Here is a 14,187-nt window from a genome sequence, read left to right as displayed (position 1 = left end):
TCCGGCGGGCCATGCCGATGTGCGCCGGGCTGCTGGTGGCGGGTTCGGTGATCGCCTTCTGGGCGGTGCGGAAGCCCGCGGAACCCGGTCGTGGGGGGGGGGCCCCGGGGGGGGGGGGGGGGGGGGGGGGGGGGCCCCCCCCGGCGGGGGGGGGGGGGGGGGGGGGGGGCGCCCCCCCCCCCCCCCCCCCACCGCCCTGGCGATCCTGCCGGCGGGCGCGGCCGTCGTGCTGCTCGTCGCGAACGCCCAGGGGCGCCTCGACGGACGTGCGTGGTCCACGGTCAGCTGGGCGCTGGCGGGTTTCGCGGTCGTGGTGCTGCTGGTCGCCGCGGCCGTCGCCGTCGCGGTGGCGCGAGCCAGGCCCGCCGTCAGCCCCACGGTGCCCCTCACGGAGGCTGCGGCCCCCGATCTGTACCGGCTGGTCCGCGATCTCGCCGACCGGCTCGACGTCCCTGCCCCGTCGGCCATAGAGCTGACCCCCGACTGCGACAGCTGGCTGGAGGACCGTACGCATCCGGCCGCCCGGTCCGGGGCCGCAGGCGCGGCCGAGGGGATGTCGGCCGCCGGGCGCGGCCGGCGTGTCCCGGCGGCCCCCGTGCTCGTCATCGGCTCACCTTTCCTGTGGTGGATGCGGGTCGCCGAGCTGCGCGCGGTGCTGGCCCCGGTCGTCGCGGGTACCGGGCCGTCCGCCCATCCCGACATAGCCGCTGCCCGCCGCTTCGTCCGAGGGCTGGACGCGGCGGTGGCCGACGCCGCGCTGCCGGGGCAGGGGTTCGTACGCGGGATTCCCACGGCCTTCGTGGGATGGATCGCCAAGGTGATGCTGCGCGGCTGCCGCGGTCACGCCGCCGAGATGGAGCGCTGTGTCGCCGCCGCCGCCTCGGGCCGCGCCCAGGAAGTGGACTACGGACTGAGGATCCGCGCCCAGGAGCAGGTCGGTCTCGCCTACGCCGGATGGGACCGGCTGCTGACCCGGGTCGCGCTGCCCGCCTGGCGGATGGGCCGCTGGCCGTCCCGCCTCGACGCCGGCGTCGTGTCCGCGCTGACGGAGCTCTCCCGGCGCGACCGGCTGGCCGAGGGATTCACCAGCCGGCTGGGGGAGCGCCCCGCCTGTGACCTCATCGAGGAGCCGGGCGCCGCCGACGAGGCGGCCTCATTGCTGGCGGCCCGGCTGTTCCACGGCGGGCCGGCCGAGACGGGCCCCGGCTGGGCCCCCGTCGACTGGCAGCAGTACCCGGAGGAGGTCGTGGACCGGAAGTGGCGTTCGGAGGCGGCCAGGCTGCACCAGGTGCTGGACGCGCTGGGGGTGACCACGAGCGTGGGGCGGCCGGGGGCGGACAGCCCTCCGGTCCCGACGCTGGCGCGCGTCATCGACCACCTCGCCGCGCCCGGCGCCGACAGCGAGGCCCTCGCCGCCGGGATCGGGGCGGCCGTCGCCCGCGACGAGGCGGGCGCTGAGCCGGGTACGGCACCGGGAGCCGGCAGTGGCGGACCCGGTGGCACCGCGGCGGGTGGTTCCCAGGCCGGGACGGCCACCGGCGCTCCGACCGGCACGGCGGCCACCGGCGCGTCGGCCGCCGGGGCCGCCATCGGGCTCCTCGATCCCTGGGGCCCCGTGCCGCTGCCGCTCTTCCCCCTCCAGCCGCCGCGTACGGGCGCGGAACTGCTCGCCGACCACGTGGTGGCGATGGTCTGCTGCGCCGCCGTGGACACGGCGGGGGCCGCGCCCGGCCTCGACTGGCTCGACGGTCCCGCCCTCCTCGTCGACGGTGGACGCAGGTCGGATCCGGGTGCCCCGGTGCTCAGCCTCGTCGAGGACGGCGACGCCGAGCCGCTGCGCTCCTGGCTGACCGAGGTGGGCGTCCGCGCCGACAAACCCGTACGCCTGGGTTGAACGACCGTTCGTCCACCGAAGACGCGAAATATCCCGTATGTCAGCTCCATATCCGGATGATCTCCTTCCGTTCACGTCAATTCGCGACGAACGGTGACGGAGTGCGTGCGTTATGTGATGTGCTGGAGACCGGCGCCGGCATCCGGCGCACCAGGTCTTTCGGGGGGCGAGGGAGGGGAGCGGGATGGGGGCGGAGCAGATCCGGCGATGGGAATCGGGTGCCCTCGCGCACGCCGTGAGCGACCCTTTCGGGCAGGGCCCGCTGCCATGGCTGCGCGGCAGTGAGAACTACTTCGACGACACCGGCCAGGTCGTCCCCTGGTACGCCGACCTCGGCCGCGGCGCCGGCGGGGGCACGCGGACCGCCGACGACGTGCACCGCCAGATCAAGGGGTTCGTGTCCCCCGGCGCCGCGGCCCCCGGCGAGGCGATCGACTTCCACATCACCGTGGACCCGCCCCAGCAGTTCTCCGTGGACGTCTACCGCATCGGGCACTACGCCGGTGACGGCGCGGCCAAGATCACCACGAGCCCGCGCCTGTCCGGCATCGTCCAGCCGCCGCCGCTGATGGCCGGCCGGACGGTCTCCTGCCATCACTGGTGGCTCTCCTGGCGGCTGCAGATCCCGAGCTACTGGTCGGTCGGCGCGTACGTCGCCGTCCTGACCACCGCCGACGGGTACCGCTCGCACATCCCCTTCACGGTCCGCGACGACCAGCCGGCGGACCTGCTTCTCCTGCTGCCGGACGTCACGTGGCAGGCCTACAACCTCTACCCGGAGGACGGCCGCACCGGCGCGAGTCTCTACCACGCGTGGGACGGGGAGGGCCGGCTGCTGGGGGAGGAGGACGCCGCGGTCACCATCTCCTTCGACCGTCCCTACGCGGGCGCGGGCCTGCCCCTGCACGTGGGCCACGCCTACGACTTCATCCGCTGGGCCGAGCGCTACGGCTACGACCTCGCCTACGCCGACGCCCGCGACCTGCACGCCGGCCGTGTCGACCCCAGCCGCTACCGGGGCCTGGTGTTCCCCGGCCACGACGAGTACTGGTCGCTGTCCATGCGCCGCACCACCGAGCGCGCCCGGGACACCGGCACGTCCCTCGTCTTCCTCTCCGCCAACACGATGTACTGGCAGGTCGGCCTCGGCCCGTCCGCCTCCGGAGTCCCCGACCGCCTGCTCACCTGCCGCAAGCGCAACGGCCCCGGGAAGCCCGCGCTGTGGCGTGAGGTCGACCGTGCCGAACAGCAGCTGCTCGGCATCCAGTACGCGGGCCGGGTCCCCGAGCCCCACCCCCTGGTCGTGCGCAACGGCGGGCACTGGCTCTGGGAGGCGACCGGAGCGGCCGAGGGCGACGAGCTCGAGGGGCTGGTCGCCGGAGAGGCCGACCGCTACTTCCCGCGTACGACGCTGCCGGAGCACGAGAACCGCATGCTGCTCGCGCACTCTCCGTACCGCGACAGCGAAGGGGCCACCCGGCACCAGGAGACCTCGCTCTACCGCGCGCCGTCGGGCGCGCTCGTCTTCGCCTCGGGCACCTTCGCCTGGTCCCCGGCGCTCGACCGCCCCGGGCACGTCGACTCCCGCATCCAGCGGGCCACCGCCAACCTGCTCGACCGGATCTGCAAGCGCGACTGAGCGGTGCGGGCCGGCTGCCGGTCGACACGCCCCAGGCCGGGGCGGCCTGCCCGGTGACCCGGCGGCGGCGCGGCCTTTGTCGCACGCCGGTCCGTGGCGGGGTACCGCGCGGCACGCCCAGGTCCCCTGCACCCACCTCCGCACGTCCACGGCGCGACCCCTGTCCGCGTGGCCCCTTCGTATGCGGGACAATCGGAACGACTCCTGGATCAACCTACGCGGAGGCAGCGTGTCCGGTTTCGTAGAAAAGCCCGAGCCCGTGCAGGTGCCGGGGCTCACCCACCTGCACACCGGCAAGGTGCGCGACCTGTACCGGAACGAGGCCGGTGACCTCGTCATGGTCGCCAGCGACCGTATCTCCGCGTACGACTGGGTCCTGCCCACCGAGATCCCCGACAAGGGCCGCGTCCTCACCCAGCTGTCGCTGTGGTGGTTCGACCAGCTCGCCGACCTCGTCCCCAACCACGTGCTGTCGACCGACCTTCCCGCCGGTGCGCCCGGCGACTGGGCCGGCCGCACCCTGATCTGCCGTTCGCTGCGGATGGTCCAGGTCGAGTGCGTGGCGCGCGGATATCTGACCGGGTCAGGGCTGACCGAGTACGACGCGGCCCGCACGGTCTGCGGGCTCGCGCTGCCCGAGGGCCTCGTCGACGGTTCCGAGCTCCCGGCACCGATCTTCACCCCGGCCACCAAGGCCGCGGTCGGCGACCACGACGAGAACGTGTCGTACGAGGAGGTCGCCCGCGAGGTCGGTCCCGAGACGGCGGCGATGCTGCGCCGTACGACCCTGGACGTGTACGGGCGGGCCCGGGACATCGCGCGTGAGCGCGGGATCATCCTCGCCGACACGAAGTTCGAGTTCGGCTTCGCGCCCACGGCGGACGGCGGCGAGGAGCTGATCCTCGCGGACGAGGTGCTGACCCCGGACTCCTCGCGCTTCTGGCCGGCCGAGACCTGGGAGCCGGGCAGGGCACAGCCCTCGTACGACAAGCAGTTCGTGCGTGACTGGCTGACGTCTCCCGCTTCCGGCTGGGACCGCCACAGCGAGCAGCCGCCGCCGGCGCTTCCGCGGGAGATCGTCGAGGCGACCCGTGCGAAGTACCTGGACGCGTACGAGCTCCTCACCGGCCTCAACTGGTCGACCGAGGGCCGCTGACGGAAGAAGGCCCCGGTCACGAGGACCGGGGCCTTCTTGCATGGAGCGAACGACGAGGTTCGAACTCGCGACCTCAACCTTGGCAAGGTTGCGCTCTACCAGCTGAGCTACGTTCGCAGGCGCCGAAGCGCGGTGCTCACTATACCCAACCTCTCTCCCTGGCGAGACGCACCGCCGAGTGACGGTTCTCCGCACCGAGTTTGGACACGGCCGCCGACAGGTAGTTGCGCACGGTGCCCTGCGACAGCGAGGCGCGCTCCGCGATCTCCGCGACCGGTGCCCCGTCGGCGGCCAGTTCCAGCACCTCGGCCTCCCGGGCGGTCAGCGGGGAGTCGCCGGCGGCGATCGCGTCGGCCGCCAAGTCCGGGTCGACGTAGCGGTTTCCCGCGTGCACGGTGCGGATGATCTCGGCCAGCCGCCGGGCGCTGACCGTCTTCGGTACGAACGCCCGCACACCCGCGGCGAGTGCCCGTTTCAGATTCCCGGGTCTGCCGTGGCTCGTCACGATCATGGTGCGGCACTCCGGCAGCGCCGACCGCAGGGATGTGGCCACCTTCACACCGTCCGCGCCCGGCATCTCCAGGTCGAGGACGGCGACGTCGGGGCGGTGCGCCAGCGCCATGGCGAGCGCCTCCGGGCCGGTGGCGGCCTCGGCGACCAGGACGATGTCGTCCTCCAGCGCGAGGAGTGCCGCCAGCGCGCCCCGGATCAGGTGCTCGTCGTCGGCGAGCAGGACCCGCACGGGGCCCGGTCCGGTGCTCACGCGGCCGCTTCCCCACCGGCGGTGCCCGGACCGTCGTACGTGCCGTCCGCCGGTGCGGGCAGGGGCACCCGAACCGTCAGGCGGAAGCAGCCGGTGCCGCCGACAGGGCCCGCCTCCAGCGTGCCGTCGTGCGCGGCGAGCCGCTCCCGCAGCCCGGTCAGCCCCGTGCCCGGCGTCTGCCGGGGGCCCCCGCCCGCTCCGGCGCCTCCGTCGGGCGGGCCGGCCGGTTCGGGCACGCCGTCGTTCTGCACCATGAGGACCACCTCTTCCTGCCGCGCGTCCCCGCGCTCCTGTTTCCCGCCGGCCCGCTCACCCGTGGAGAGCCGGATGGTGCAGCCACGGGGGTCGCCGTGCCGCAGTACGTTCGTCGTCGCCTCCCGCACGACCCAGCCCAGCGCGGACTGGAGGTCCGGGGGGAGCGCCGGGCCGTCGTCCAGGCCGTGGACCACACCTTCGATGCCGGCGGCCCGCAGCACGCTCAGGGCGCCTTCGAGCTCGGTGCGCAGGCTCGCCTGCCGGTAGCCGCGTACGACGTCCCGGATCTCACGCTGCGACTCCTGGGCGATCCGCTGGACCTCGGCCATCTGGGACAGTGCCTCCGGCCTTCCACGCTCGGCGAGTTGGACGGCCAGCTCGCTCTTCAGCGCCATCACCGCGAGGTTACGGCCCATCACATCGTGGATGTCGCGGCCGAACCGCAGCCGCTCCTCGGCGACCGCGACGCGGGTCTGGAGCTCACGTGCGGCATCCAGCTCCTTCACCACACCGGCCAGCCAGGCCGAGAAGACGTACGTCACGACGAACAGCGCGCCCGCGCAGGCGACGCCGACGAAGTCCAGCCAGGTCTGCCGCCATCCCAGACCCAGCAGCGCCGTGGCGGCGGCGGTGGCCGTCGCCGCGGCTATCACCGAGAGGACGCGCTCCCGCGTCGTACGCAGACCGAGGGCGAGCGTCCCCAGCCCGAAGGCGGTGATCCCCATCAGCAGGAGTGCGAAGTCGCCGTCCCTGGAAAGGGCCCCGCTGTCGAGGAGGAGGATGAGCACGACGAGGCACACGCCCGTCAGCGCCGCGGAGGCGGCGAGCAGGGCCCCGGAGCGTTCCCTGCGGCCGAGCCGCCAGTCGAGAGCCCTGGTGGACACGACGGCGCACATCGCGGAGTGCCCGAGGAGCAGCAGGAACAGCCAGATGTCCGAGGGGCTCCGCTCCCCGAGGAGCAGCGGAAAGGCCAGTGCCCCCACTTCGAGCCCGGCCATCGCCTGGAAGGTGTACCGGGTGTAGAGCTCGACCTTCGCCGTGTCGCTTCTGGCCGCCGGCCGCACCCAGGGGCCGCCGGCGAGCCGCCACCTGCCGGTCCGGCCTGTCATGCCTTCTGCCACGGTGCTCTCCGTTCCCGTCTTCGAAGCCCCCGGCACGGCGCCGCGGCGTCCCGCCACCCTCGGCGGCGGCGCCGGAGATCCCGCTTTCCGCCGGGAGGAAGTCGCCGCTGGTCATGGTCCAAGACTTCCGCCGGGACCCGGCAGAGGACAGTGCGTGCTGTCATCACTGTTCATGACATACGTCATGCGTCGGCAACCGGAAACGTCAAAGGTCCCGGTCGATTTCGACCGGGACCTTTGAATCAAGAGCGGACGACCAGGTTCGAACTGGCGACCTCAACCTTGGCAAGGTTGCGCTCTACCAACTGAGCTACGTCCGCATTGCTGCCACTCGGCATTCACCGGTGGAGCGCTCACTACTCTACCTGATCCACTGAGTGGCCCGGTAAGGCAGTGCAGAGCGGGTGACAGGAATTGCACACTGCGCCTTCCCCCTGGAAGGGGGATGTTCTACTACTGAACTACACCCGCACGCTGCGTCGGACCCGGCTTTTCGGCCTTGCCCTTCGGCGTGCTCCAGACTCTAGCCGACCTGCAGGGGTGTTGTGCAAGTCGGCTCCCCGGGACGTCTCCCCGGGGGCCGTCGCCCGCCAGACCGGAATGGAACATTCCGGGCGCGGCCCTCAACTGGCGGCCTGGAACGCCTCGTAGACCTTCTTGGGGATCCGGCCGCGGGCCGGTACCTCCATCCGGTGCGAGCGGGCCCACGCGCGCACGGCCGCGGGGTCGGGGGCCAGTGAGGTGTGGTGGTAGGACACCGGTGTCCTACCGCGCTTGCCAGCATTTGTCTGCTTTCGGCCGGCCGCCAGGTAGGGAGCCAGCGTCTTGCGTAGTTTCTTGGCATTGGCGGGATTGAGGTCGATCTCGTACGACTTGCCGTCCAGGGCGAAGGTGACCGTTTCCGCCGCTTCTCCCCCGTCGATGTCGTCGGAGAGCGTTACCACGACGCGCTGAGCCACGGATATCGGTCCTTTCCTGCGGCATCGTCGCATCTGACATGCGGTGATGCCGGCCTTCCGGCGGCTGGGCGGATACGGATCGGCCGGTGTCGACTGTCCCAGGGGTAATCGTGCTTTCCCTGTATTCATTTGTACAGCGGTGGGAGCCGCATTGTGAAGCCCTGCCAATTGCATCCGCGTGTTGCGTCCATGTGTCCGCGCGTAATCCGGGTGGAGATTTTTCTCCCCGGGTTTTACCCGTGCGCAACCTCCCTCCGATATCTCGGCGTGATCGGGACCACCGTATATCTACCCGCGTAGAATTTCTGGCCAGGTACGCTGAGTGGACCCGCGGGGATCTGGGGAACCCCTCGGAGACACAGCCGCACCACACCACCGGGAGTGCCAGTGGCACGCGTCGTAGTCGACGTCATGCTCAAGCCGGAGATCCTCGACCCGCAGGGACAGGCTGTGCAGCGCGCGCTGCCCCGTCTCGGCTTCGAAGGAATCGCGGACGTTCGTCAGGGAAAGCGTTTCGAGCTCGAGGTCGAGGGGCCGGTCGACGACGCCGCCCTCGCCCGTATCAACGAGATGGCCGAGACCTTCCTCGCCAACACAGTCATCGAGGACTTCACCGTCAAGGTGGAGGAGGAGAAGTGACCACCCGTATCGGCGTCGTCACTTTTCCCGGCACGCTCGACGACCAGGACAGCCTGCGGGCCGTTCGGATCGCGGGCGCCGAACCCGTATCGCTCTGGCACCGCGACAAGGACCTCCACCAGGTCGACGCGGTCATCCTGGCGGGCGGATTCAGTTACGGCGACTATCTGCGCGCCGGCTCGATCTCGCGTTTCTCGCCGGTGATGGAGACCGTCATCGCGCAGGCGAAGGCCGGTATGCCGGTCCTCGGTATCTGCAACGGATTCCAGATCCTGACCGAGGCGCACCTGCTGCCCGGGGCGATGCTGCGGAACAATCACCTCCACTTCATCTGCCGCGACCAGAAGCTGCGGGTGGAGAACGCGGAGACCGCCTGGACCTCGGACTACACGGCCGGCCAGGAGATCTCCGTACCGCTGAAGAACGTGGACGGCCGGTACACCGCCGACGAGCACACGCTCGACGAGCTGGAGGCCGAGGGCCGCGTCGCCTTCCGCTACGCCGACGTCAACCCGAACGGCTCGCTGCGCGACATCGCCGGCATCACCAACGCCGCGGGCAACATCGTTGGTCTGATGCCGCACCCGGAGCACGCCGTCGAGCCGCTGATCGGTACCGGTCGCACCGACGGCCTGGGTTTCTTCACCTCGATCATCAAGAAGCTGGTCAACGCATGAGCCTGGACACGGTCGAGCACGCGGCCGAAACCCCGGACGCCGGACAGCCCTGGAAGGAGCTCGGCCTCAAGGAGGACGAGTACGCCCGGATCCGCGAGATCCTGGGCCGCCGCCCCACCGGCGCCGAGCTCGCCATGTACTCCGTGATGTGGTCCGAGCACTGCTCCTACAAGAGCAGCAAGGTCCACCTCAAGCAGTTCGGCGAGAAGGTCCCCGCCAACGACGCGATGCTCGTCGGCATCGGCGAGAACGCCGGTGTGGTCGACGTCGGCCAGGGTTACGCGGTCACCTTCAAGGTCGAGTCGCACAACCACCCCTCGTACATCGAGCCCTACCAGGGTGCGGCGACCGGCGTGGGCGGCATCGTCCGCGACATCCTCGCCATGGGCGCCCGTCCGATCGCGGTCGTCGACCCGCTGCGCTTCGGTGCGGCAGACCACCCCGACACCCGGCGGGTCCTGCCGGGCATCGTCGCCGGCATCGGCGGCTACGGGAACTGCCTCGGCCTGCCGAACATCGGCGGTGAGGTCGTCTTCGACGCCTGCTACCAGGGCAATCCGCTCGTCAACGCCGGCTGCATCGGCGTGATGAAGCACGAGGACATCCACCTCGCGCAGGCGTCCGGCCCCGGCAACAAGGTGATCCTCTACGGCGCCCGCACCGGCGGCGACGGCATCGGCGGTGTCTCCGTGCTGGCCTCGGAGACCTTCGACGACACCAAGCCCACCAAGCGCCCCGCCGTCCAGGTCGGCGACCCGTTCCAGGAGAAGCTCCTCATCGAGTGCACCCTGGAGATCTTCAAGGAGAAGCTCGTCGCGGGCATCCAGGACCTCGGCGGCGCCGGGCTCTCCTGCGCCACGAGCGAGCTGGCCTCCGCGGGTTCCGGCGGTATGCGCGTCGAGCTGGACACCGTGCCGCTGCGCGACTCCTCCCTCTCGCCCGAGGAAATCCTCATGAGCGAGTCGCAGGAGCGCATGTGCGCGATCGTCGAGCCGCAGCACGTGGACCGCTTCATGGAGATCTGCGAGAAGTGGGACGTCATCGCCACCGTCATCGGTGAGGTGACCGAGGGTTCGCAGCTGGAGATCTTCTGGCACGGCGAGCAGATCGTGGACGTGCCGCCGCGCTCCGTGGCCCACGAGGGCCCGACGTACCACCGGCCGTTCGCGCGGCCCTCCTGGCAGGACGCGCTGCAGGCCGACGACGCCGGCAGGCTGGCCCGTCCGGCGAACGGCGCGGAGCTGCGGGAGCAGGTCCTCCAGCTGGTCAGCTCGCCGAACCAGGCGTCCAAGTCCTGGATCACCGACCAGTACGACCGGTTCGTGCAGGGCAACACCGTCCTCGCGATGCCCGAGGACGCGGGCATGGTCCGGATCGACGAGGAGTCGAACCTGGGCGTCGCCATGGCGACCGACGGCAACGGCCGGTACGCGAAGCTCGACCCGTACACGGGTGCGCAGCTCGCGCTGGCCGAGTCCTACCGCAACGTCGCGGCGTCCGGTGCCAAGCCGCTCGCCATCTCGGACTGCCTGAACTTCGGCTCGCCCGAGGACCCGGACGTCATGTGGCAGTTCGCCGAGGCCACCCGTGGTCTCGCGGACGGCTGCCTGGAGCTGGGTACCCCGGTCACCGGCGGCAACGTCTCGCTGTACAACCAGACCGGTGCGACGGCGATCCACCCGACGCCGGTCGTGGCGGTGCTCGGCGTGATCGACGACGTCACCCGGCGCACGCCGGTCGCGTTCGCCGACGAGGGCCAGCTGATCTACCTCCTGGGCGACACCCGCGAGGAGTTCGGCGGCTCGGCCTGGTCCGAGGTCGTCCACCAGCACCTCGGCGGGATGCCGCCCGCGGTCGACCTGGGCCGCGAGAGGCTGCTGGGCGAGATCCTGATCTCGGCCTCCCGCGACGGCATGATCGACGCGGCGCACGACCTGTCCGACGGCGGCCTGATCCAGGCGGTCACCGAGTCCTGCCTGCGCGGCGGGAAGGGTGCCCGGCTGGTCGTCCCGGACGGCCTGGACGCTTTCACCTTCCTGTTCTCGGAGTCGGCGGGCCGCGCGGTCGTCTCGATTCCGCGCAGCGAGGAGCTCCGCTTCAACGACATGTGCGGTGCGCGGGGCCTTCCCGTCGCCCGGATCGGTGTCGTGGACGGCGAGGAGATCGAGGTCCAGGGCGAGTTCAGCATTCCGCTGAGTGAGCTGCGGACGGCGCACGAGGGGACCCTGAAGGGTCTGTTCGCCTGATTTCCGACCGACCCTCCGAAGCCCCCGTCCGGGCCGACCGGACGGGGGCTTCGGCGTTCCCGCAACAGCCGTTGATCGATATTACGTAATTACGTAAGGTGGTGGGCATGGAGCTCGAGGAGCGCGTCGCCGAACTGGAGCGCAGGCTGGCGCTGCTGGAGTCGGCGGCGGGTGGCGGGAAGCCGGAGCTGGGTGACGGCGACTTCTGGGCGCTGGACGGGCTGAAGGACCAGCTCGGCCTGGTCGGGGACGCCGCCGCCGACGGCGGTGTGCTGTTCACCGGGGCGGTCAGGCTGCCCGCGGGCGAGCGCTACGAATGGCAGTACGGCGCGCTGACCTCAGGGCTGCTCGGCCCGGAGGAGGAGCGGTCCGACTGGGCGACGGCCGCCGAACCACTGGCGGCGCTCGGGCACCCGGTCCGGCTCCGGATGCTCCGCGAGATCCTCGGCGGCCGGCGTACGGCAGCCGAACTGGCCGAGCTCGACGAGACGGGCACGACCGGACAGATCTACCACCACCTGCGGCTCCTCACCGCCGCGGGCTGGCTGCACACGGCGGGGCGAGGGCGCTACGAGGTGCCGGGCCCCCGGGTCGTGCCGCTGCTGGTGGTCCTCACGGCCGCCCGGCCGTGACAGCCGCAGACCGAGATGAGGGGGACCCATGTCCGTACGAAAAGCCGCGATGATCCTCTACCGCTGCTGCTGGATCGCCTTTGTCGTCCTGGTGCTGGTGAGTGTCATCGCCGATCCGCTGGTCCCGTACGGGGTGACCTTCGTGCCTGCCGCGGCGGCGATCGTCATCGGACTGCTGGTGAACCGCCGCGGCGGCGCGGACCCGTCGGGGTCCCGGCCGGCGGTCGAGGTGGGGCCGCCGGTGACCGGTCGCTGGACGGCGCTCAACAGCCCGGCTGACAAGGTCCCGAGCCACGGCACCCACGGCTACGGGCAGACGTACGCGATCGACGTCGTCGCCGAACCCGTGGGAGGGGGCCGCCCGCCCTTCCGGTGGCTGTGGCCGGTCGCCCGGCCGAACCGCGACTTCCCCGCGTTCGACGCCCCGGTACTGGCGGTCGCCGACGCCACCGTGGTGCACGCGAGCGGCGGTCAGCGCGATCATCTCAGCCGCAACTCCGGTCCTGCGCTGGCCTACCTGATGCTGGCCGAGGCCTCCGTGCGCGACATGGCCGGTGCCCGAAGGATGGTCGGCAACCACATCGTGCTCGACCTCGGCGAAGGGACGTACGCCGCGTACGCCCACCTCCGGCGCGGCTCGCTCCAGGTCGGGGCGGGGGACACGGTCCGCGAGGGGCAGGTGCTCGCCCGCTGCGGGAACTCCGGCAACTCCACCGAGCCGCACGTGCACTTCCAGCTGATGGACCACCCCGACCTCGACGTGGCGCGCGGTATCCCCTTCACCTGGCGGGGCGTCGGCGTACCGGCCGGCGGTGAGGCGTTCGTGGCCGGTGAGGCCGTCGGCACCGACTGGTAGCTTTCCGGGCGTCATGCGTTGTCGTCGTACGGGGGCCGGTCATGGACGATGCGAGCGCTGCCGGGGCATCCGGGCCGATAGGGGAGCCGACCGGACGCGGGCGCTTCCCGAAGGCCTTGAACGCACTGTTCTGCCTGGTCGCCGTGGCGGGAATCGGCCTGAGCATCTGGGCCATCGTCATGCAGGTGTCCGACCTCCGCGCCCGGTCCGAGAGCCGGGAGCGCATCGAGGCGGGGTGCGGCGGCCTCGTCGACCCCGACCTGGTGCTCGGGCTGAACAGTGACATCGACCGGGTGGAGCTCGCGGACCGCTACCAGATCGACCCCGCCCGGCGGGTCAGCAACTGCGTCGTCCAACGGGTGGGCGATTCGGGGACGGTGTACGGGCACTTCGCCCTGACCCTGTCCGTGTACCCGGCCGACCCGAACGCCGACGAGCGCCGGATCGCTCTCGACGACGAGCCCTTCGACCTCCGGCGCGGTGGTGTGGACGACATCGCGGGCGCGGCGGACCATGCCGTGCCGCACCCGCTGGGCGACGGCGGGCTCGGTGAGTACGAGAGCCACCTGGTGACGGCCAGGGCGCTGTGCGCGGACGGTGGCGAGACCTCTTCCATCGAGGCGTCGGCCATCGCCAAGTACGCGGACGTCGCGACGGCGGAGGACCGCCGCACGCTCGCCGGTCTGGCGCGTCAGGCGGTGGAGAGGGCGGCCGAGGAGCGGGGATGCCGGTCCCAACTTCCCGCGCTGCCGGCCGAGTTCCCCGAGCCGACCTTCGCCCTCGGCCCGGCGGCCGGGGCCGGCGGCACGTGTGCCTGGTACGGCCGTCTGATAGCCGCCGAGGGACGAGGCTCCCTTCCCGACCGTGCACTCGCCGCGCCGGCCGGGAAGGCGAGCGCCCACGACGCCTGCCTGCTCGCACTCGGTGAGGACGAGACCCGGAGGATCTGGCCCGCCTACGAGAAGACCACCACGCGCCCACGGGACCTCGGTATCGTGCTCCTGCACTCTCCCCTGTGGGTCAAGACCGAGACCCTCGTCGGCGACGGCACCAGAGGGATACGGACCGGCCTGCAGGACCGGACGGCGATCCGTCCCGGCACCGCGGGTACGGACGGGTCCGCCTGGTGGGCATCCTCCGTCTGCGACGGCCGGCCCGCCCTGCACCTGATGCAGGTGTCCTACCCGTACGACCGCATCCTCCGCGACCGGCTGGAGCCCCTGTTCCGTGCCTACGTCGACGACGCGACGGAACGCCGTGGCTGCACGGATGTCGTCCGTCCCGACACGGCGGACTTCGCGCGGCACTGAGTGCGGCACGGGAGGGGCACGAGAGGGGCACCGTCGGAAC

12 protein-coding genes and 3 tRNA genes are annotated in these 14,187 nt (G+C 71.7%); 9 read left to right on the top strand and 6 right to left on the bottom strand.

Features of this window, described 5'->3' with window-relative positions:
* Positions 1 to 226: 226 nt before the first annotated feature.
* The 3 genes from ACI2K4_RS35010 to ACI2K4_RS35000 all read left to right on the top strand — a co-directional run bounded on the left by ACI2K4_RS35010 (position 227) and on the right by ACI2K4_RS35000 (position 4,689).
* Positions 227 to 1,894 carry a hypothetical protein gene (locus ACI2K4_RS35010; RefSeq protein ID WP_404517440.1) on the top strand — a complete coding sequence of 556 codons (1,668 nt, stop codon included), beginning with the start codon at positions 227 to 229 and terminating at the stop codon, positions 1,892 to 1,894.
* Between the two features lie 235 nt (positions 1,895 to 2,129).
* The gene (locus ACI2K4_RS35005) at positions 2,130 to 3,533 is read left to right on the top strand and encodes a N,N-dimethylformamidase beta subunit family domain-containing protein (RefSeq protein ID WP_404517439.1); all 1,404 of its coding nucleotides are present in this window, start codon (positions 2,130 to 2,132) and stop codon (positions 3,531 to 3,533) included.
* Positions 3,534 to 3,762: 229 nt separating this feature from the next.
* Positions 3,763 to 4,689 carry a phosphoribosylaminoimidazolesuccinocarboxamide synthase gene (locus tag ACI2K4_RS35000; protein ID WP_356534871.1) on the top strand — a complete coding sequence of 309 codons (927 nt, stop codon included), beginning with the start codon at positions 3,763 to 3,765 and terminating at the stop codon, positions 4,687 to 4,689.
* Positions 4,690 to 4,730: 41 nt separating this feature from the next.
* Here the strand turns inward: ACI2K4_RS35000 and ACI2K4_RS34995 are convergent.
* The 6 genes from ACI2K4_RS34995 to ACI2K4_RS34970 form a co-directional block, all read right to left on the bottom strand.
* A tRNA-Gly gene (locus tag ACI2K4_RS34995) sits at positions 4,731 to 4,806 on the bottom strand.
* A 22-nt stretch (positions 4,807 to 4,828) separates the two neighbouring features.
* Entirely contained in the window at positions 4,829 to 5,452 is a 624-nt protein-coding gene (locus ACI2K4_RS34990; RefSeq protein WP_363306016.1) for a response regulator transcription factor, read from the bottom strand.
* Entirely contained in the window at positions 5,449 to 6,816 is a 1,368-nt protein-coding gene (locus tag ACI2K4_RS34985) for a sensor histidine kinase (protein ID WP_404517438.1), read from the bottom strand. Before ACI2K4_RS34985 ends, ACI2K4_RS34990 begins: the two co-directional genes overlap by 4 nt.
* A gap of 259 nt (positions 6,817 to 7,075) precedes the next feature.
* Positions 7,076 to 7,148 (bottom strand) — tRNA-Gly (locus tag ACI2K4_RS34980).
* Positions 7,149 to 7,227: 79 nt separating this feature from the next.
* A tRNA-Gly gene (locus ACI2K4_RS34975) sits at positions 7,228 to 7,299 on the bottom strand.
* Between the two features lie 152 nt (positions 7,300 to 7,451).
* The gene (locus ACI2K4_RS34970; RefSeq protein ID WP_363306014.1) at positions 7,452 to 7,787 is read right to left on the bottom strand and encodes an Lsr2 family protein; all 336 of its coding nucleotides are present in this window, start codon (positions 7,785 to 7,787) and stop codon (positions 7,452 to 7,454) included.
* A gap of 387 nt (positions 7,788 to 8,174) precedes the next feature.
* Between ACI2K4_RS34970 and purS the strand changes: the two genes are divergently transcribed.
* The 6 genes from purS (at position 8,175) to ACI2K4_RS34940 (ending at position 14,147) form a co-directional block, all read left to right on the top strand.
* A complete protein-coding gene (purS, locus tag ACI2K4_RS34965; protein WP_015610108.1) occupies positions 8,175 to 8,426 on the top strand; it encodes a phosphoribosylformylglycinamidine synthase subunit PurS in 252 nt (83 codons plus the stop codon).
* The gene (gene purQ, locus ACI2K4_RS34960; RefSeq protein ID WP_356534879.1) at positions 8,423 to 9,103 is read left to right on the top strand and encodes a phosphoribosylformylglycinamidine synthase subunit PurQ; all 681 of its coding nucleotides are present in this window, start codon (positions 8,423 to 8,425) and stop codon (positions 9,101 to 9,103) included. Before purS ends, purQ begins: the two co-directional genes overlap by 4 nt.
* Positions 9,100 to 11,349: a phosphoribosylformylglycinamidine synthase subunit PurL gene (gene purL, locus ACI2K4_RS34955; protein WP_363306012.1), complete on the top strand. Its 2,250-nt coding sequence runs from the start codon at positions 9,100 to 9,102 to the stop codon at positions 11,347 to 11,349. The genes purQ and purL overlap by 4 nt, the downstream gene beginning before the upstream one ends.
* A gap of 107 nt (positions 11,350 to 11,456) precedes the next feature.
* On the top strand, positions 11,457 to 11,981 hold the full coding sequence (locus ACI2K4_RS34950) for a helix-turn-helix domain-containing protein (protein ID WP_356843392.1): 525 nt from the start codon (positions 11,457 to 11,459) through the stop codon (positions 11,979 to 11,981).
* 28 nt (positions 11,982 to 12,009) lie between these two features.
* Positions 12,010 to 12,837, top strand: coding sequence for a M23 family metallopeptidase (locus ACI2K4_RS34945; RefSeq protein ID WP_404517437.1), 828 nt, complete (start codon positions 12,010 to 12,012; stop codon positions 12,835 to 12,837).
* A gap of 116 nt (positions 12,838 to 12,953) precedes the next feature.
* Entirely contained in the window at positions 12,954 to 14,147 is a 1,194-nt protein-coding gene (locus ACI2K4_RS34940) for a hypothetical protein (protein WP_404517436.1), read from the top strand.
* The last annotated feature ends 40 nt before the right edge of the window (positions 14,148 to 14,187 follow it).

Origin of the sequence: Micromonospora sp. NPDC050397 (assembly GCF_044901685.1) — a bacterium.
In the GTDB taxonomy this organism is placed as follows: Bacteria; Actinomycetota; Actinomycetes; order Mycobacteriales; family Micromonosporaceae; genus Micromonospora_G.
The sequence above is the reverse complement of the archived record's forward strand: the minus strand, read 5'-3'. Positions and strand labels throughout refer to the sequence as shown.

Coding starts and splice junctions, on each gene's coding strand:
- ACI2K4_RS34950 (WP_356843392.1), top strand. CDS start 11,457: ATGGAGCTCGAGGAGCGCGTCGCCGAACTGGAGCGCAGGCTGGCGCTG.
- purL (WP_363306012.1), top strand. CDS start 9,100: ATGAGCCTGGACACGGTCGAGCACGCGGCCGAAACCCCGGACGCCGGA.
- ACI2K4_RS34945 (WP_404517437.1), top strand. CDS start 12,010: ATGTCCGTACGAAAAGCCGCGATGATCCTCTACCGCTGCTGCTGGATC.
- ACI2K4_RS34985 (WP_404517438.1), bottom strand. CDS start 6,816: ATGACAGGCCGGACCGGCAGGTGGCGGCTCGCCGGCGGCCCCTGGGTG.